This window comes from Micromonospora sp. NPDC085948 (assembly GCF_040686315.1).
Classification (GTDB): domain Bacteria; phylum Actinomycetota; class Actinomycetes; order Mycobacteriales; family Micromonosporaceae; genus Micromonospora.
Genome location: NZ_JBFBJW010000005.1, coordinates 277,108 through 294,972, shown reverse-complemented (window position 1 = coordinate 294,972; position 17,865 = coordinate 277,108). Strand labels below are relative to the sequence as shown.

Here is a 17,865-nt window from a genome sequence, read left to right as displayed (position 1 = left end):
ACAGGCACGTCCGGCACACCGTCGGGCGTGGATGGAGGCGAGCACGTGGCACGGGTCGAGAACGAACGTCGGTGCGGCGATCGGATGATCGTGCCGGAGGTTCCGCGACCGCGCACCGCGCGGGTGAGAGTCATCCCGAGACGGCGGACGATCGTGGGCCGTGCCGTGCAGGTGGACGCCCTCGACGAGGCCCGTGCGGCCGCCGCGATCGGTGGCCGGTTCGTACTGGTCCGGGGGCCGGCCGGCAGCGGCCGGACGTCGCTGCTGGACGCGGCCGAGGGCGCGTGGCGCGCGGCTGGGGTGGTGGTGCTTCGCGTGGCGCCCCCCGTGGCCGGTGACACCGCCGCCGGCTTCGCGGCACTGCTGAATGCCGTTCGCGACAAGTACGAACTGCTGGCCGACCCGCCGCTCGCCGGCCCGCTGAGCGCGCTCGGTGCTCTCTGCGACACGTCCGCCGACCAGTACGCCGGGCGTGGCGTCGCGTTGGCTCAGCAGGCCGCCGCCGCGTTCGCCGTGATCGGCCGGCGGGCGCCGACGGTGGTGATCGCCGACGACGCGCGTCCCGCGCTGGCCCCGGCGCTGGCCGCCGCCGTACGCGACGGTTGCCTCGTCGTGGCCGTGGGCGCGCCCGGTGACGGCCGGCTCGGCACGCTCGCCGACGTCGTGGTGGACCTGCCGCCGTTGAGCACCGAGGCCGTGCGTGGGATGCTCGCGCGCCGCTATGCCGTGCCGCTCGACGACGCGGTGCCGCCGGCCCTGTCCACCGCGCTCGGGCCGCTCGCCGGGCATCCCGGCACGGTGCTGGAGGTCGCCCACGAGTTGACCCGGGCCGGGCGGCTCGCGGTCATCCGGGGACACCTGTGCCTGCTGGACCCGCACGCCCCGATCGCGCTGCCGACGGACCACCGCCTGCTCGCCGCCCTGCGAGCGCGCGGCCCGGTCGCCGTCCGCCTCGCCACCATGGCCGCCGTCACCCGATTCGGCGTCGACGACCTGCCGCTGTTCGCCGACGCCACGCGGGGCCGGCTGTCCGAGTACGGCGAGATGATCGACGAACTGATCGACGACGGACTGCTCGTCACCGAGCCGCAGGGCGGGATCCTCCCGCAGAGCCCGGCCCTCGGCGCTCGCCTGATCACCGATGCCGGTCCGGACGCGGTGGCCCGCCTGCACCGCGCCTGTGCCGCGGCGATGTTCCGCCGGGCCGCGTCCGGCGCGCCGACCGATGGGGCAGCCCTGGCCGACCAGGTCACCTCGGCGGGCGTCGCCCTGCCGTTCGACACGCGTACGGCGGTGACCCTCGCCGCCACGGCTGTCGAGAACACCGACCGTGCGCCGGACCGGGCGGCGCACTGGCTGCGCGCCGCGCTCTGGCACGCCGGCGACGGTCGGGCCGGCGACGACATCCTCGCTCGGCTGCTGCGGCTGCTGGTGCGGACCGGCCAGGTCGCCCGCCTCGGCGAGGTGGTGGACACGGCGATCGATCGAGGCCACGGCCCGTCGTCCCGTCACGCCGGCGACCTCGCGGCGGCCGCCGCACTGGTCGCCGTGCACACCGGAGTGCCGGTGCGCCCCACCATCCGCTTCGCTCTGGGAGGGGCACCGGCGGCGCGGGCAGTCGTGGGCTTCGCCGACTGGTGGCTCACCGGCGCACCGCCCGCGGAGCCGGAGCCGCCCGCGGAGCCAAAGCCGGAGCCAAAGCCAAAGCCGGAGCCAAAGCCGGAGCCGGGGCCGGTACTGCCCGCGGAGTCGGGGCCGCCGGCAGCCCCCGGCGACAGCGGATCGCTGCTGCACCCAGCGGAACTCGGCGTCCTGGCCGGTGCCGTCGGCGACGGCCTCACGGATACGGGACCGGCGACGGAGGAGTTGCTGCTGGCCGGCGAGACGGGGGACCTGGCGGCACTCCTGGGGCTGGTCCTGGGGCCGCAGCGCTACGGCATGCCGAAGGGCGGGCACCTGTCCGCGTACCACCGGCTGCACATGTGTCAGGCCGACGGGGACCTCTCCGGTGTGCTCTCGGCCGCCCGCGAACTGGACCTGACCGGCGCCGAGGCGCCCCTGCAGCGCTGCCTCGCCCGACTCTGGGCGGTCGAGGCGCTCGGCCTGCTGGGTCGAGCCACGGAGACGCCCTCCTGGCGTTCGGTCCCGAACGACCCGCCGTACGCGGCCCTTCGGTGGTGGGCCGGGAACGGTCCGGCCGGGGAGGCCCAGTCGGCGCGGGAGGCGGCCCGGCGGTTGGGCGAGGGGCGTCTGGCGTACGAGAGCCACCGGCGCCACGGCAGCCGCATCGGCGTCGAGCATCTCCTGGTACGGGCGGCGGGCCTCGCGGCACGGTTCGGTCTCGGCGAGCAGATGGCCTGGTTGGCGGCGGTGGTCGACGCGGACGTGGCCGAGCCTCGGCGTCGGCTCAGCAGGCAGACGACGCTGTTGATCCAGGCATTGTGCAGGGGTGACGCGACCGCTGCCGCGGACGGTGTCGACCTCGTCCGGGCCGGCGGAAACCGTCTCGCCCTCGCGTACGCCGCTCTGGCGTTCGGCCGGGTCGCCGAGGACCCGGGGCCGTGGCTGATCGAGGCGCAGGCGGTGGCGAAGACGATGACCTCCGGTTGGCTGCGGTCCGCCGTCGCCGCCGCGATGCGGGAGCGGGACGTTCGGCAGCCCCGCACCCGTACGCCCAGGACGGGGTTCAGCCCGGTGGAGATGCGCATCGTCGAGTTGATCGGTAACGGACGGACCAATCGGCAGATCGCGGCGCAGGTGCGGATCAGCGAGAAGACCGTCGAAAACCACCTGACCAGGCTCTTCGCGCGTACCGGCTGCCGTTCGCGTGTCGAGTTGGCCGCGGTGAGCCTCACCACCGACATCCTCGGCTCGGCGTCGTGAACGGCGGAGGACACCTTCCGGTCGATCTCGACGGGCCCACCCTGACCGTGCTCACCGGTCCGGCCGGCGTCGGCCGCACCCACGCGTTGCGCTCGCTGCGGGAAGCCGCCGAGCGGGCCGGCAGACCCGTTCTCGACCTGCGGTTGGCGCCGGAGTGTCGACACGACGCGGGGTACCTCGCCGGGCGGATCCTCGCCGCGCTCGCCCCGATCCCCACCCGCCTGGCCGCCGGTCGTGGGCGCGCCCTCGGGGGCGAGCCACCCTCGCGCGCACTCTCCCGCGTCCTACGGCGACACCCCGGCCTGGTGCTCCTCGTCGACGATGCCCAGTGGACCGACGCCGAGTCCGCCGAGGCGCTGCGGGATGTGTTGCACGAGGCGTTCCCGGTGCCCGTACGCTGCGTCGCCACCCTGCGTGCCGACTCCGGTGTCGGTCCGGAGCAGTTGGCCGCGTTCGACCGCCTGTGCCAGGGCGGGCTCGTCCACATCGAGCGGCTGCGGCCGTTGCCCCGCGCCGGGGTCGACGCGCTCGCCCGTCAGGCGTTGCAGGCGACGCCACACGAGTCCCTCTCGACGCACCTGCGCCGGCTCAGCCGCGGTGTGCCGGCCGCGGTGCTGGCCGCCGTCGAGGGTTACCGCGGCTCGGCGGCCCTCCGGGTCGTCGAGCGCCGCGCCTACCTGACCGACCCGACCCACGCACCCAGGATCCCGGCGGAGCACGACCTCACCCGGCCGGTGCGCCGGTTGGGTCCGGCTGCCCACGCGGTCGCCCGCGCCCTGGCAGCGCTCGAGCCGCTGGGCATGGCCGTCCCCGCACTGATCGGGCAGGCCCTCGCCACGACGCCGGAGCAGGTACACCGGCACCTGGACGCCCTGCGGTCGGAGGGTTCCGTGCGGGAGGACCGGCACGGTTGGCGGATCCGGGTGCCCGCGCTGGCGCTGGCCCTGCGCGCGGGTCTCCGCCCCTATGAACGGCGCCGCCTCGCGCAGGTGGCGGTCGAGGCGCTCTGGTCGGGCACCGCCCGTTGCGCGGATCCGGAGTACCTGCCCGATCAGGTCGTCGCCGCCGGTGGCCTGGTCGACGCCGGTCGGGCGACGGTCCTGCTGCGCCAGCACGCGGACGACGCCGCGGTGCGCGCGCCCGCCGCGGCGGCACGTTGGTGGGCCGGTGCGGCCGATCGCAGCGGTGATCCCGCGGACCGCGCCGAGGCCCTACTCGCCCGAGCTTTCGCCGAGTTCGGCGTCGGCCGGTACGCCCTGGCCCAGGCACAGCTGCGCCACCTGCTCAGCGGGTACGCCGACACCCTGCCCGACGCCGCCCGGCAGGAGGCCGAACTGCTCTCGCTCGCCAGCGCACGCGGGACGCGTACGACGGAGGCCGTGCACGCCGTCGCGGCCGGTGAGGAATGGCTGTCCGACGGTCCCGTGCCGACCCGGATGACCCGGGCCGCGGCACTCTGCCTCCTGGACCGCTGGGCCGAGGCCGCGAGCCTGCTGCCGTCGGACTCGACCCGGCCGGACACCGGGCCGGTGCTCGGCATGCCCGTGGCCGTCACCGGTCAGGCTCGGGTAGGCGTCACCGGTCAGGCTCGGGTGGGCGTCACCGGCCGCGTGCCGGTGGGCGTCACCGGCCAGGCTCGGGTGGGCGACGCGCCGACCGGCGACGGGTTGGTTCGGAGCGCTTCCCGCCGCCGTTTCGCCGACACTGTCGCACGGGTCGGCCGGGCGGCGGTCGTCAGCGAGCTGGACCGGGCGGAGCACGAGCTGGCGGAGGCCGGTCTGACGGTGGCCGAGCTGCCGACGCCCGAGCGGTGCCTCATCCACTGGCGGGCGGGCCGGTGGGACGCCGCAATCGACGCCGCGCTCCTCGGCATCGCCGCCGACCTCCCCGTGACCCGGCCGGTTGCACACAGCACCGTTCATCGGGCGGCAGCCGAGATCCTGCTCGCCCGTGGTTGGCCGATGCGCGCCCGAGCGCTGCTCGACGCGGCCCGCGCCGACGCGGCACCGTTGCCGCACCTGCTGGCACCGGTGGCGGCCGAGGCGGAGTGGATCCTCGGCGACGTGCCGGCCGCCGCCCGCGTGGTCGGCGACGCCGTGGCCGCCGCCACCGGGCACGGGCTGGTCGTCGGCCTGGACGAGCTCTGGCTGCTGGCCGCGGAGCTCGCGACGGAACGCGGGGACAGCGACGCGGCCCGCCTGGCCGCCGCGTCCGCGGTGACGGCAGCGGATCAGAGCACCGCTCTCGGCGCCCTGCGGGTCGCGACGGCCCAACTGATCGTCCAATCTGGCCGGGCGCGGGCCGACGATCCCGTGGCACTGGCCCGGGTCGTCGGTCAGCCCTACGAGGTGGCCAGGGCGATCGAGCGGGTGGTCCGCTGGACCGGCCGGAGCGTCGAGCTGCTGGGCGAGGCGTACGACATCCTCGGTGACCTGGGCGCGATCCTGCACCGGTCCCGGGTCCGCCAGGCGATGCGCGACCACGGCATCCCCGTTCCGGGACGGGTGCGGACCCTCGCCGAGGGAGAGCAGTTGCTCGCCGTCCTGGTCGCGGAGGGACTGTCGAACCGGCAGTTGGCCGCCGCCACCCAGACCAGCGCGAAAAGCATCGAGGGCCGGCTCACCCGGCTGTTCGGCCGCACCGGCTACCGGTCCCGGGTGGAGTTGGCCGCGGCCGTGCTGACCGGTGACTACCGCAGCGGCTGAGGACGCCGCCGGTCGGGCTCGGGCCGAGGCCCGAGCGGGGCCAGGAAGCTCGACAGGGGCTGGTCGATCCCTTTCGTCCGCTGCCGCCAGCGTCCGCCGTCGGCGTGCAGCACCTGGTCCACCCGGGCGCCGTCGTAGCAGCCCTGCGGCAACAGCAGCGTCACACCCTCGGCCACCAACTCGGGTAGGCGCGACCGAACCGAGGTGAGGGCGGACAGGGCCGCGGCGCTGGCTCGCGTGTCGATCGCCTCGCCCGCCACCAGCCGAAGACGTACCAGCCGGTGTCCGTCGCGCACCGGCGGCCGACGTTGGTGCAGCGGCAGGAAGTCGTCCGGCGACTCGACCGGAGAGTCCGGGACCAACGCCCAGGCCCCTGCTCCCCGTGCACCTCCAGGCCAGCGCACCACATCGTCGGGGAGCCCGTCCGTGCCGTGTCGGGCTCCGGTGCAGCGCAGCACGACAGCAGATCCGGGCAGCTCGGTCTCCTCCTGTGGCCGCCCGTCGTCGTCGACGTCGTAGCCCGCGCGCAGCCGGGCCTGGTCGAGCCAGCCCGCCGGCAACAGGAACGTACCCGCCGGCCTGGTGCCGAGGTGGCCCGCAGGCAGGTCACCGACCCGGTCCAGGTCCACCAGGCCGCCGGCCTCGACCCGGAGGCACAGCAGATGCTGGTACGGGTGGGCCCGGGCGACCCGCTCGCCGTCCAGGTCGCCGACGAGGAACAGGTTGGCCGACGGCACACCCTCGATGGCGACCCGCCGCGGCGACCAGGGGCTGGCCAGCCAGAGCCGCACGGGTTCGGCGTTCACCTCGGGTCGCTCCGGCAACCACCGGAGACCGTGTGGCCGGCCGCCGGGTGCGGAGACGGTGAGCGCGGGTCGAGGGCTCGGCGCCGGCAACACCCGGTCGGGCGGTGGCGCGGCCGCCGCCGGCGCGGGTGTTGCCGGCGCGGCCGCCGGCGCGGCGGGCGGTAGCGCTGTCGCCGGCGCGGCGGGCGGTGGCGCGGCGGACGGTGGCGCGGCGGGTGACGGCCCCGGCGACTCACCCGCGCCCCGCCGACGCGGGATCAGCCATCCGTCGTCGTTGCGCCACCGACCGGTCTCGGCCGGCTGACCGGGATCGGCGGCCCGCAACCAGCGCGCCGGGCGCCGCTGCTCGTCGACGGCCCGGGCCAGGCCATCCCGGACGACGACGACGGCGCCGGGGGTCAGCGACCAGATCTCGACGCCGAGGTCCGACTCCAGAACGTCGAGGTGCTCCCGTAGGCCCTCGGTCCACTCGGGTGCCACCGGGGTCAACAGTTGGAGGTCAGCGCCCCGCCAACCAGCATTCGTCAGCAGGGCCCGCAGCTCGACCGCGCCCACCGCGAGGTGGCTGCCGTCCTGGTAGCGCAGAGCGAGTCGCCCTCCGTCGAGAATGGTCAGGTCGACGAGCATCAGGCCGGGCTCAGCCGACAGGTCGACGTACCGGTCGAGGAGCGCGGCCTCCGACGCCCGTTCGGTGCTGATCAGCGCCACGCCGCCGGCGGCACTGACCACGGGGCCGCCACTGGGCCCGAGCCGTCCGTCGCGATCGGCCGCGAATCGAGGCGTGTCCGCCGCGTACGGGGGTCGGTACTCCCGCCAGCGGGCGACCATGCCGGCGCGGTCCCGGGCGGCCAGGTCCAGGCAGCCGCGCAGCAACACCGCCTCGCTGCCGATCTCCGGGGTCCACACCGTCGCGCCGGTCGCCTCGGCCAGAGCTGTCACCTGGGCGTCGAGTCGCTGACACTGCACGGGGTCGTCCGGCCAGCGCAACCACACACGGAGGTCACCGCCGTACAGGTAGGTCGAGGAGAGGACCGCGGCCACGTCCTGACCGGAGTACCGGCCCGGGTTCTCCCCGGCGGCGTCCAACCGGTACGTCGAGAGCCGGAACTGGCCGGCTCGGGTCGCGAGCGCTACCGTCATCAGGTCCGGATGACCGACGCCGAGGCGGCTCGCCGCGGCCCGGCGGACGACGAAGTCCTCGCGGTTGGCGAACTCCAGGCCGCCGGCCAGCGGCAGGGTCGCCAGCCCGCTCCTCGGTAGCACCAGGCCGCCGGCCAGGTCGAACCATCCTGGCAGTGTGGTCCGGAGTGCGGTGGGCTGCACCAGGACCCAGTCGACGACCTCTCCGCTGATCCGGTCGATCGGGACGGCCTCGGCCCGGCCGGCAAGGCTCGGGCCGGCCAGGCGCCGCACTGTCGCGCCAGCGGGCGTGACCAGGATGTCGCACCCCAGCGCGCTGGCGACCTGCCCGAACAGGGCCGCGTCCCGGGCGCCGTCGTCGACGAGGACACGGAGGTCGCACCCCGCGACTCCGGCCGCCCGCGCGTGGGCGGCCACCTCCTGCGGGGTCAGCGCCGTGCCGTGATCCTCTGGCCGGGCCAACCCGCCGTCGTCGGTGCGGACCAGCACGACGTCGCACAGGCCATCGACGGGTAGCGGCAGGTCCGCCGCGGAGACCTGCTCCGGGGCCGCCCCGAGCGGGCGCTGTCGGTTGGGTCGCAACGGTGTCCTCGCTCTATGTTCCGCATCGGGCCGGCGCCGGCCGCGAGGCGTCCATTCTGGGCCTCCGCTGCACGCGGGGCCACCTCACCGTCCGGCCCCCGCCGCAGCCGGCGGGCCCAACCGCAACGACCACCGTGCCGCAGGTCCCGCGCCGACGACAATCGGTACGGTTCGCTGGCGACTTCCGGACAGCACGCGCAGGGGACCCGACAGCGCCACGGCGTCGGGGCCGGCGCACACCACGATCCGTACCCTCGTCGACGTTTCCTCGGCTGCCAACTCTGTGACCGCGTCGATCCGGCGGCAGCCCTCGGGTGCCGCGTCGCCGAGGGCGTCGCCGACCACGACCACGTCCGTGTCGGCGTCGAACTGATCCACCAGGGCGAGTGCGTGCCGGCGGCAGGCGGTCAGGTCACCTCCGATGGTGAGCACGTCGGGGGCCACCGCGAGGTCGATCCACAGCCGTCGTCCGTCCCGGTCGCCCAGCACCACGGGGGCACTGGACGGGGGCGGTCGCTGCCCGTCGACAAGCCATCCGTAGGGGGCTCCCCAGCGAGCCGGGCGCGCCCCGACCAGCCGCACCGTCGCCCGGTCCGGGCCGCAGGCCAGATCCGTGACAAGCGTGGCGAACGGGTGGGTACGGGACGAAGGTGGGAGGCCGGACGCACGGACGTCGGGGACCGCCCGAAGCGGGGTGCGAACGGCGGGTCGCGGCGACGGGACCGCCACGGGTGGTGGCGCGGGTGGTTGCGCGGGTGGCTCGGCCGCGATGGGGAGGGGCAGCACGAGGATCGGTTCGGCGGGCACCGGGGGGCGTGGCTCCTGCGGTGGCGGTGCTTGTGGTGCGGTCACCGGTGCGGGCCGTTGATCCGGGGAAGTCGTCGGGCCGGGCCGAGCCGGGCTGCTGTCTGCCGCATCGCCGCCACGGGTTGGCCGACGCCGAGATCGGAGAGCCACCTGTGCCCAGAACAGCAGGAGCACGGCGAGGGCGACAAGCGCTATCCGCAGTCCGGTCGGGGACCACAGGGCGGGCAGGTGTGGCAGCGCGTCGGCGGGGGGCGCCTGCGGTCCTGCGGGCGCCGTGGACGCGCGAGGCGGTGGAGACGGTGCGACAGGTGCCGGTGATGGCGTCGGTGCCGGAAGCGCGCCGGTGCGGACGCCGGGGCCCCTGGCGTCCCGGGGCAGGGCGAGGATCCAGCCGGGCTGCACGATCGTCGCGTCGGTCAACCGGCGGCCGTCGGGTTGGAGCCGTCCCTCGTTGAGGGCGAAGATCTCCCGGGATCGATTGCCGTTGCCCAGTGTCTTCGCGGCGATGGCGAACAGATATTCCCGTTGGCCGTCGACCGGGGGCCCGACGACGTAGTACTTGCCGGTCTCCTCCGGGGCCCGCAGCGTCGACGCGGGCGCCGCGTTCGCCACCGGGGCAATCCCCGGTGTGCTGCCGGCCAGCGTGAGCAGGCAGAGGCCGAACACCGCGAGCCGTCGTCTCATCGTGGCATCGTCCTTCGCCGGGGGTCGTCGTGCGCTGCCGCGATCCAAGGATCGTCGGAGGAGTGGTGAACCGGGGCGCGCCACCTCTCGTTCTCAGGATGTTCTCCCGAGATCGGAGGCGTTATGAGGGGAATTACACCGTATCCGCAGTGCGAGGGCAATATCGCCGACGCGTGCCGCGATGCCGCAGCCGGCATCGGTGCGCAGCTCGACCGGCTACGCGCCCACCTGGCGAGCCTCGAACCGGCACGCCTGCGGATGTCCGCCGCCCGTCACGACGCGCTGCTGACCGGGTACGACATCTATGCCCGGATGCTCGACGACGCGCTCCACGACATCGCCTCTGGCCTGCAGACGGAGGCTGAGCTTCGGCTGTCCGACCTGACGCTCGCCGCCGGTGCGTCCCGATGAGCGGCGGCGAGTGGGGATCAGCCCCCGGCGGTCTGGGCGACCCGGCCGACCTCGGACCGGCCATCAACGCGCTGGCAACCGATGTCGCCAGCAGGCTCGCGACGTTGCGTGAACAGTTGGAACCAACGCGGGCGCGGTGGGCCGACACCCACGACTACCTCGGTCCGGCGGAGGAGTGGGCCATCGCGGCGGACGGCCTGCTCGGCCCGACCGGTGTGCTGGGGATCATCAGTGCGGCTCTGCGGGTCACGCTGCCGGATCTGGTCGGTAGCAGTTGGTCCGAGCGTACGTACGGGCACGGTGGATCGGCAGCGGGTGGCGACTGATGTCCGTTGCCGCCGTCCCACACCGTGCGTCGCACACCGGGGAGTGACCCTCCCATGACGACGTCCACCTGCGACGACGCGGCAATGCGGACGAACGTCTGCCTGCTCGTGCTCGGTCGACTGTCCGGTGCGGAAGAAACTGCCGTCAGCGCTCATCTGCGTCGCTGCGCGACCTGCCGGGCCGAACGGGAGGAGATCGACCACACGGTCGGCACACTCCGCCTGCTCAGCGACACCCACGTACGCCGCCTGGTCGCCGACTTCGGGGCCGGGCCCGCCGATCCGGGACGTGCCCCACCTGGTGATCACCTGTTCGGCGCACCCGGGGCCGCGCTGGCGCGGGATCTACCCGCCCGCGCCGTGACTCCGGTCGGCAGCGTGCGGGAAACCCACGCCGCGCCCCGATTCCCGGTCCCCGACGAGGTCGGTCCGGTGGCCCGAGCCCGCCCCGCGACGATCGACGACAGGTACCGCGCCGGACCCGGCGAGGGTTTCCTGCCCCCACGGCCCGCGACGGGCCCGCTGTCCCGCGGCCCGCACTCGCACCGCCGCCCGAGGTCCCCGCGTCGACGGGTCGGCGGCATGGTGGGCGTGACCGGCCTGCTCGCCGTCGCCCTCAGCACGGCACTGCTCATCGAGCCCTGGAACGCGGCTGACTCACCCGGTCCGGTCGTGGCGGTCGCGACCACCGAGGACGGCACCGGTGGTGTGGAGTTCTCCGCGGTTCTCTATGACGACGACGGGCAGGTCAACCTGCGGGTCACCACCGATGGCCTGGCACCGGAGACGTCGTATCAGCTCTGGGCGCTCACCAGGGCGGGCGAGGAGTTGCTGCTCGGCCGGCTCAACGGCAAGACGGGCCGCGGAGCGTACGCCGGTGGTGTCGCCGTGTCGGTGGACGACCTGAGTCAGCTCAGCGTGCGTCAGGTCGACGGCGGGGTCCTGGTGACGGCCGACGTGATCAAGGGATCCCCGCGACCGGGCGGAGGGGCGGAGCCGACGTGAGCCGAGCGGGCGTGCAACCCGTCGAATCGCGACCGCACCGGGCCGCGCCGTCCGTCGCGAGGTTTCGGCAGGTCAGCGTACCCATTGAGCTTCCGACGCCGATCCGGCCCGCCGCGGTCTGCCAAGATTCCTCGGGAAATCCCCCACGAACACTGAACGCGGGTACCCATGCACTCGTTATCGCTGCCATGAACCAGGCCGCGGGGAACACGCTCTCCGGTGCGTCGTCGCCAGACCCCACCTACGACGACGCGCTGCGCCTCGCCTACGAGACACATGGGCCAATACTGCTCAACTACCTCCTGCGCCTGACGTTGGGCAACCGTGGCCTTGCCGAGGACATCGTCCAGGAGACGCTGGTGCGCGCCTGGCACCATCCGGAGGCGCGGACGACAAACGGTCAGTGGAGCCGGGGCTGGCTGTTCACCGTTGCTCGACGCATCGCCATCGATCACCTGAGGGCGGCCCGCGGTAGACCGTCCGAGCAGCTCGACGAGCGCATCGAGGAGCGACACGCCTCAGTGGACGACATCGACCGCCTGCTCAACGGCCGCGAGGTGCGAGACGCCGTGGCCAGGTTGCCGGAGCGGCTGCGCAGCGCGCTGATCGAGATCTACTTCCAGGAACACACGGTGGCCGAGGCCGCGCGCAACCTCTCGATCCCCGAGGGGACGGTCAAGTCGCGGACCTTCTACGCGCTACGGGCATTGCGCGAGGACCTCACCGGGCGCGGATTCAGCATCTGAGTGACCCCTCCGGCAGAAGTTCCGAAGTTGGCCCGCCCAACCGTGAACCAACCGGTCGCCCGGCTCGTTCACAGCGCACACTCGTCGGAGAGGGAACCAACCGTGACACTGAGATCGGTGATCGGACGCCTGGCCACCTTCCGCTCCTCGGGCGGTCGCACATGGCACTCACTACGGACGACCCGCCAGCGGATCGAGGCCGGTGTCGCTTTCGCCGCCGCCGTCGTCTGTATCGTCGCGGCCGGGCTCCAGGTCGGTCCGGCGCTTGCCGAAACCACTGTCGAGGGTGAGCCGGTCCCCGACGACGTGCTGCCGGCAATCGTCGTCGGCGCCACGTCCTGCCCGGCGCTGACCGGGCCGCGACTCGCCGCCCAACTGATGGCCGCCTCGGGGTTCAAGCCGACAGCCGTGTCCGAGCGAGGCGAGGGCATCGCCGGGCTGGACTCCCGGGCCTGGCAGACGTGGGCGCCGTGGCAGCAGGCCCAGCGTGCCGACGTGCGCGCCAATGTGCTCGCGTTGGCCCACCGCACCTGCGAGGCGATCGGCCAGGTCCGGGCCAGCGGGGCCGACGGCGATCTCTGGAGGGCCGCCGTCGCGGCGGAGAAGGTCGGTCTGGACGCGGTGGTCAAGGTCAAGGGCGTGCCGACGTCCGCCCAGGAGCACGTCGACACGGTGGCGGGGTACGCCAACTGGTACGCACGGCAGCCGCAGTTCTCCGGCGCGACGAAGCCGGCCCGGCCGTCCGTCACTCCCGCGCCGGACCAGGTCGGCATCCCCGAGGAGTACGTCGACGCGGTGGTCAAGGCCGGTCAGGTCTGCCCGTCCACCGTGTCCGCGGCACGGATCGCCGCCCAGTTGAGGTCGCTCTCCGCCTTCAACCCGAATCTGAAGGGCAGCGGCGGCGGCCAGGGCATCGCCCAGTTCACGCCGTCGATGTGGGAGGAGTACAAGCCGTCCGACAGCGCATCGGTCTGGGACCCGCAGGCCGCGATCCCCACCCTCGCCACCGCCATGTGCGACCTGCGCAACCAGCTCTCCGGAATGAATCTGCGCCAGTCGGGGGAGGAGAGTGACGCGTACTCGTTGGCGCTCGCGGCGTACCAGTGGGGGGTCACCGCGGTCCGGGCCAAGGGCGGCGTGCCGCGCGCTGCCGCCGTTCCACAGCTCGTCGACACGGTCGACGTCTACCTCCCCGCGTACTCGTCGGACGAGCGACTGGCCCACGCGTTCCCGTCACCGTCGGCGAGCAGCCCAGCCCCGCCGCCGTCGTCCTCGCCGTCCTCGTCGTCGCCACCACCGTCGTCGTCGCCCTCGGCCACGCCGAAGCCCTCGCCCACGGTCCCGGTTGATCCGCCACCCACGCCCGCCGCGACTCCGTCGCCGTCGCCGCCCCCCGCGCCGCCGGCCACCGCCCTGCCGGCGAGCTGGGATCCGGCTGTCTCCTACCAGTTCAAGAATGCCCTGACGGGCCGGGTCATGGAGGTGCCGGGCAAGGACAACGTCACCGCCAGCGGGACGACCATCCAGCTCAGTGACAACCTGCGCCAGAAGGACCAGTACTGGCACGTCGCCAAGGCCGCTGACCCGAGATACGTGGTGATCACGAACGCGTTCAACAACAAGGCACTGGGCATCCGCGGTGGCTCCATCAAGGACGCCGCGGAGTTGGTGCAGCTCGATCCGGCGTTCGACAACCCCAACCAGCAGTGGTCGCTCATCGACGGCGGCACGTGGGTCACCTTCATCAACCGCAATTCCGGCAAGGCGCTCGACATCCTCGGTGACGACTGCTGTGGCAAGCACGGCACCCCGGTCACCCAGTGGAGTCGGCAGAGCTACGCCGTCGACCAGCGCTGGGTGCTCAGCAGATGACACGGACACGGGACACGGATCCGCGCGGCGCGACGGGCTGGGTGGCGGCGATCCTCGCGGTGGTCGTACTCGTCGTCGGGACACCTGCCGCGCCCGCGCGCGCCGCGGTCGACGAGTACGTCCTCTACTACACCGTCACATCGGCCTACCAGGGCAAGCCGGAGAATCTCGGCGAGATCGCCGGCCGGCTGCTGGGCAACTCGTCGCGCTCCACCGAGATCTTCAACCTCAACACCGCCCGTCGACAGCCGGACGGCGGCGCGCTCACCGACCCGAACACCCTCCACGCCGGCTGGTACCTGGTCGTGCCCTGGGACGCGGTCGGCGCGGGTCTGCAGCACGGCGTGTTGCCGAACACCGCTCCTGCCGGCGCCCCGGCCGCGAGTGCTCCGGCCGTCCCGCCGCAGGCGTCCACGCCGCAGGCACCGGGCGTACCTGCCGTTCCTGCCGTTCCTGCCGGCAGCCCGGCTGCTCCGGCCCCGCCCCTCGGCGGGACGCCGCCGATCCCCAGCCTGACCCCGGTCCCGGCGCAGATACCGTCCGCGCCGCCGCCACCCGCGCCGGCGGGCAGGTGCGTCGCCGCGACCGCCGCCAGCGCGCCGTCGAACTGGGCCACCGTGCGGCTGGCAGCCGACCTGGCCTGGCCGCACACTCGGGGCGTCGGGCAGCTCGTCGCCATCGTCGATTCCGGTGTGGACGGACGCGCGGGCCAACTCGCGGGCCGGGTGTCGATCGGGGCCAACATCGTGACCGGTGACGGCCGTGGGGACAGCGACTGCCTGGGCACCGGTACGGCGATGGCCGGCCTGGTCGCCGCGCAACCGGCGGACGGGGACGTCTTCGCTGGAGTCGCCCCGGAGTCGGTCATCATGCCGGTGCGGGTGGCCACGGATCAGCCGTCCGCCGACGCGGCCGCCCAGGCGACGGCGATCGAGGTGGCGGTCTCCGCCGGAGCGACGGTGATCGCGCTCGGCTCGTACGTGGATGTCACCGCGGAGGGCGTGTCGCGGGCCGTCGAGGCGGCGCTCAGCCGCAACATCGTCGTGGTGGCTGCTGCGCCGGTCGGGCCGGGCGCCGCGGCCCCGCCGGCGGAGCTGATCAGCGTCGGCGGTGTCGGCGCCGACGGCACGCTCCTGGAGGAGTACGCCGCGGACCTGGTCGACGTGGTGGCGCCGGGGGTCAACGTCTCCAGCATCGGCATCAACGGCACGAAGCAGTTCGTCGGTAGCGGCACGCAGTACGCGGTCGCTCTGGTCTCCGGCACGGTCGCCCTGGTTCGTGCCGCCCGCCCGGATCTGTCGGCCGCGCAGGTCGCCCACCGGGTCCGGGTGACGGCCGACAAGACGGGTGACGCGCAACCGGATGCCAGGTACGGCGGTGGCATGATCAACCCGGAGGCTGCGGTGACCCGGGAACTGCCCGAGGAGGCGACGCAGGTGTCCACGGGTCGACGACCCGGCCAGAGCACCGGGGGCGACGGCACCCGGGTCGCGTTCCTGCTGACCGTCCTGGCGGGGCTCGTGCTCAGCGGACTGCTCGTGTTCCGCCTCCGCCGCAGCGTACGGCGGGCCGAGATGGAGCCTGACACCGAGGACGAGGACGATGGGTTGGATGCGGACTGGCCGGCGGGGACCGCGCCCGAGGAGCAGCCACGTCAGCCGACGCTCACTGGCACGCACTGAGCGACGGTCGGTTTCGTGACAGCGCAGACGTCCCCGGTCGTGAACTCCCCGCTGGGCAGTTCCGTTCTTAGAAGGTCGGGGACCGCGGGCGACCAGCCGCGCGGGCGAGGGATTGAGGACTTGGTGCGACATGGCTGACGACGTGTGCGATGAGCCCCAGCTCCGCAGCGCGCTCGGCGTGTACCTGGCCGGCGAGTTGGCCGCGGACCAGCGCGACGCGGTCGAGAGCCACCTTGCCACCTGCGCCCCGTGCTCCGCCGAGGCCGACGCGCTGACCGAGGCGGTGGCGATGCTCGCCCTGCTCTCCGACCTCGACCGCCGGGAGTTGGTGGCCGAGTACGGCGTCCCGCCGATCCCGGTGGTGGCCGGTCCAGACCACGTCGACGAGCGGGAGGCAGAACCGGAGCCACCGCCGGCGCCCGAGCGGGAGCCTCCCGCGGCGTTGCCGGCTCCGCCGGCCACGGCCCGTGCGGCGGGACCGACCCGTGGTCCTGCCGTGAACCGCGCACGCACCGGTCCGGGGGGTGCGACGTCCACCCGGCCTGGTCGCCAGCAGCGCCGGCAGCGGATGAGGCTCGCGGGAGCCGGGCTCGCCGTGGTGGCCCTGATCTTCGCGGGTCTGCTTGTCGGCCAGTCGCTGCGGGGCCAGACGACCACCCCGGACGTGGCGGCTCCGAACGGTGGGAACACCGTCGTCACGCTCGTCACGAACGCCACCGACATGCCCAGCGGCGCCACGCTGTCGGTGGTCGTCTCGCAGCAGGACGGCGCGGTGAACCTGCGGGCGACCCTGGCCGGCCTGCGGGTCGGTGAGCCCTATCGGCTGTTCGTCACCGACGTCGACGGGCAGAGCTGGGAGCTGGCCGTGGTGACCGGCGTGGACTTCCGGCAGGAGGTCGCCCGCGGCTGCCCCGTGCCCATTGAGCGACTCGACCGGTTCAGCGTCACCGCGGCGGACGGGTCCCTGGCGGTCGTCGCCGTCGTGGACCGCGCGTCGCCGTCGGTGACGCCCCGCTAGCCGTGGCGGTCGGCCTGGCCGGCGCGGTGGCCGTGGCGCTCACGGTCGTCACCGGCTGGCCGGTGGCCGCGCCGACCCCGCCGGCAACCACCGGCGGTTGCCTGCGTCCGCCGGAGAGCATGGAGACGGGCGTGCCCTGGGCGCAGGAACGGTTGGGCGTGGAGCGGGCCTGGCCCCTGTCGCGGGGTGCGGGGATGACCGTGGCGATCGTCGACACCGGCGTGGCCACGAACAGCCCACAACTCACGGGCCGGGTCCTCGCCGGTGTCGACCTCACCGCCGCGGGCGGGCCGCGCGCCGATGACGACTGTTTCGGACACGGCACGTTCATCGCCGGCATCATCGGTGCGGGGCCGGCGGCCGGCACCGGCTTCGTGGGCGTCGCACCCGAGGTGCGGATCCTGCCGATCCGCGTGGCCAACAGCATGGACGACGGAACAGCAGCCCTGCTCGCCAAGGGCATCCGCGCGGCGGTGGACGCCGACGCGGACGTCATCAACATCTCCGCCAGCACGCGGGCCCCGGAGCCCGGCCTGGTCGAGGCCATCGCGTACGCCGAGGCCAGGGACGTGGTGGTCGTCGCCGCCGCCGCGAACGGTGCCCAGCATGGCCAGCTGGTGGCGTACCCGGCGGCGCTGCCCACGGTGTTGGCCGTCGGCGCGATCGACACCACCGGCGCCCTCGCCACGTTCTCCCAGAGTGGCCGGCACCTGGGGCTGACCGCGCCCGGTGTGGACGTGGTGAGCATCGGTCCCGGTGGGCCGGGCCACTGGCAGGGCAGCGGCACCAGCTACGCCGTACCGTTCGTGGCCGGGGTGGCCGCGCTGGTCCGGGCGTACCGGCCGACTCTGACGGCGGCCGAGGTGCGGCACCGGCTGCTGGTCACGGCCGACCACCCGGCGGTGGCGTTGCCGCACCCGGGTTATGGCTGGGGCGTGGTCAACCCGGCCGCCGCCGTGGCGACCGTGCTGCCGGAGGAGGACGTCGCCCGGCCCGGCCTGCCCGTGCCGCCCGCTCGCCGCCCCGACCTGCCGACCCCCGACCCGATCGGGCGTTACCTGGTGGCTCTCGGCGCGGGGCTCGCGGTCGTGCTGACCGGGCTCGTCGTCCTGCTCACCGTGCTGCTGCCCGCCGGCCACCGACGTCGCTGGCGGCCCGCCCGCGTCGTCGAGGTCCGCCGTCCGCCGACGATCTGACC

Annotated in this window: 12 protein-coding genes; 10 read left to right on the top strand and 2 right to left on the bottom strand. The window is 74.1% G+C overall.

Annotation, left to right across the window (positions count from 1 at the left end; all coding sequences use genetic code 11):
• Nucleotides 1–153: 153 nt before the first annotated feature.
• Nucleotides 154–2,883: a LuxR C-terminal-related transcriptional regulator gene (locus tag AB0O48_RS16460; RefSeq protein WP_365066338.1), complete on the top strand. Its 2,730-nt coding sequence runs from the start codon at nucleotides 154–156 to the stop codon at nucleotides 2,881–2,883.
• Nucleotides 2,880–5,588, top strand: a complete 2,709-nt coding sequence (locus tag AB0O48_RS16455; protein WP_365066335.1) for an AAA family ATPase — start codon at nucleotides 2,880–2,882, stop codon at nucleotides 5,586–5,588. Before AB0O48_RS16460 ends, AB0O48_RS16455 begins: the two co-directional genes overlap by 4 nt.
• Here AB0O48_RS16455 and AB0O48_RS16450 read toward each other — a convergent pair.
• Nucleotides 5,573–8,116 (bottom strand): hypothetical protein, encoded by a 2,544-nt coding sequence (locus tag AB0O48_RS16450; RefSeq protein ID WP_365066332.1) that lies wholly within the window; start codon nucleotides 8,114–8,116, stop codon nucleotides 5,573–5,575. The two genes, AB0O48_RS16455 and AB0O48_RS16450, sit on opposite strands and share 16 nt — an antisense overlap.
• A gap of 84 nt (nucleotides 8,117–8,200) precedes the next feature.
• Complete coding sequence (locus tag AB0O48_RS16445; RefSeq protein ID WP_365066329.1) at nucleotides 8,201–9,607, bottom strand: hypothetical protein; 1,407 nt, start codon at nucleotides 9,605–9,607, stop codon at nucleotides 8,201–8,203.
• A 123-nt stretch (nucleotides 9,608–9,730) separates the two neighbouring features.
• Between AB0O48_RS16445 and AB0O48_RS16440 the strand changes: the two genes are divergently transcribed.
• The 8 genes from AB0O48_RS16440 (at nucleotide 9,731) to mycP (ending at nucleotide 17,863) form a co-directional block, all read left to right on the top strand.
• Nucleotides 9,731–10,018, top strand: coding sequence for a hypothetical protein (locus tag AB0O48_RS16440; RefSeq protein ID WP_365066326.1), 288 nt, complete (start codon nucleotides 9,731–9,733; stop codon nucleotides 10,016–10,018).
• The gene (locus AB0O48_RS16435; protein ID WP_365066324.1) at nucleotides 10,015–10,344 is read left to right on the top strand and encodes a hypothetical protein; all 330 of its coding nucleotides are present in this window, start codon (nucleotides 10,015–10,017) and stop codon (nucleotides 10,342–10,344) included. The genes AB0O48_RS16440 and AB0O48_RS16435 overlap by 4 nt, the downstream gene beginning before the upstream one ends.
• A gap of 54 nt (nucleotides 10,345–10,398) precedes the next feature.
• Nucleotides 10,399–11,349 carry a hypothetical protein gene (locus tag AB0O48_RS16430; RefSeq protein ID WP_365066321.1) on the top strand — a complete coding sequence of 317 codons (951 nt, stop codon included), beginning with the start codon at nucleotides 10,399–10,401 and terminating at the stop codon, nucleotides 11,347–11,349.
• 188 nt (nucleotides 11,350–11,537) lie between these two features.
• Nucleotides 11,538–12,095, top strand: coding sequence for a sigma-70 family RNA polymerase sigma factor (locus AB0O48_RS16425; RefSeq protein WP_357371401.1), 558 nt, complete (start codon nucleotides 11,538–11,540; stop codon nucleotides 12,093–12,095).
• Between the two features lie 102 nt (nucleotides 12,096–12,197).
• Complete coding sequence (locus AB0O48_RS16420; protein ID WP_365066318.1) at nucleotides 12,198–13,967, top strand: RICIN domain-containing protein; 1,770 nt, start codon at nucleotides 12,198–12,200, stop codon at nucleotides 13,965–13,967.
• The gene (locus tag AB0O48_RS16415; protein ID WP_365066315.1) at nucleotides 13,964–15,649 is read left to right on the top strand and encodes a S8 family serine peptidase; all 1,686 of its coding nucleotides are present in this window, start codon (nucleotides 13,964–13,966) and stop codon (nucleotides 15,647–15,649) included. Before AB0O48_RS16420 ends, AB0O48_RS16415 begins: the two co-directional genes overlap by 4 nt.
• Nucleotides 15,650–15,779: 130 nt before the next feature.
• A complete protein-coding gene (locus AB0O48_RS16410; RefSeq protein ID WP_357371407.1) occupies nucleotides 15,780–16,667 on the top strand; it encodes a zf-HC2 domain-containing protein in 888 nt (295 codons plus the stop codon).
• A gap of 2 nt (nucleotides 16,668–16,669) precedes the next feature.
• The gene (gene mycP / locus AB0O48_RS16405; protein WP_365066311.1) at nucleotides 16,670–17,863 is read left to right on the top strand and encodes a type VII secretion-associated serine protease mycosin; all 1,194 of its coding nucleotides are present in this window, start codon (nucleotides 16,670–16,672) and stop codon (nucleotides 17,861–17,863) included.
• Nucleotides 17,864–17,865: the final 2 nt, after the last annotated feature.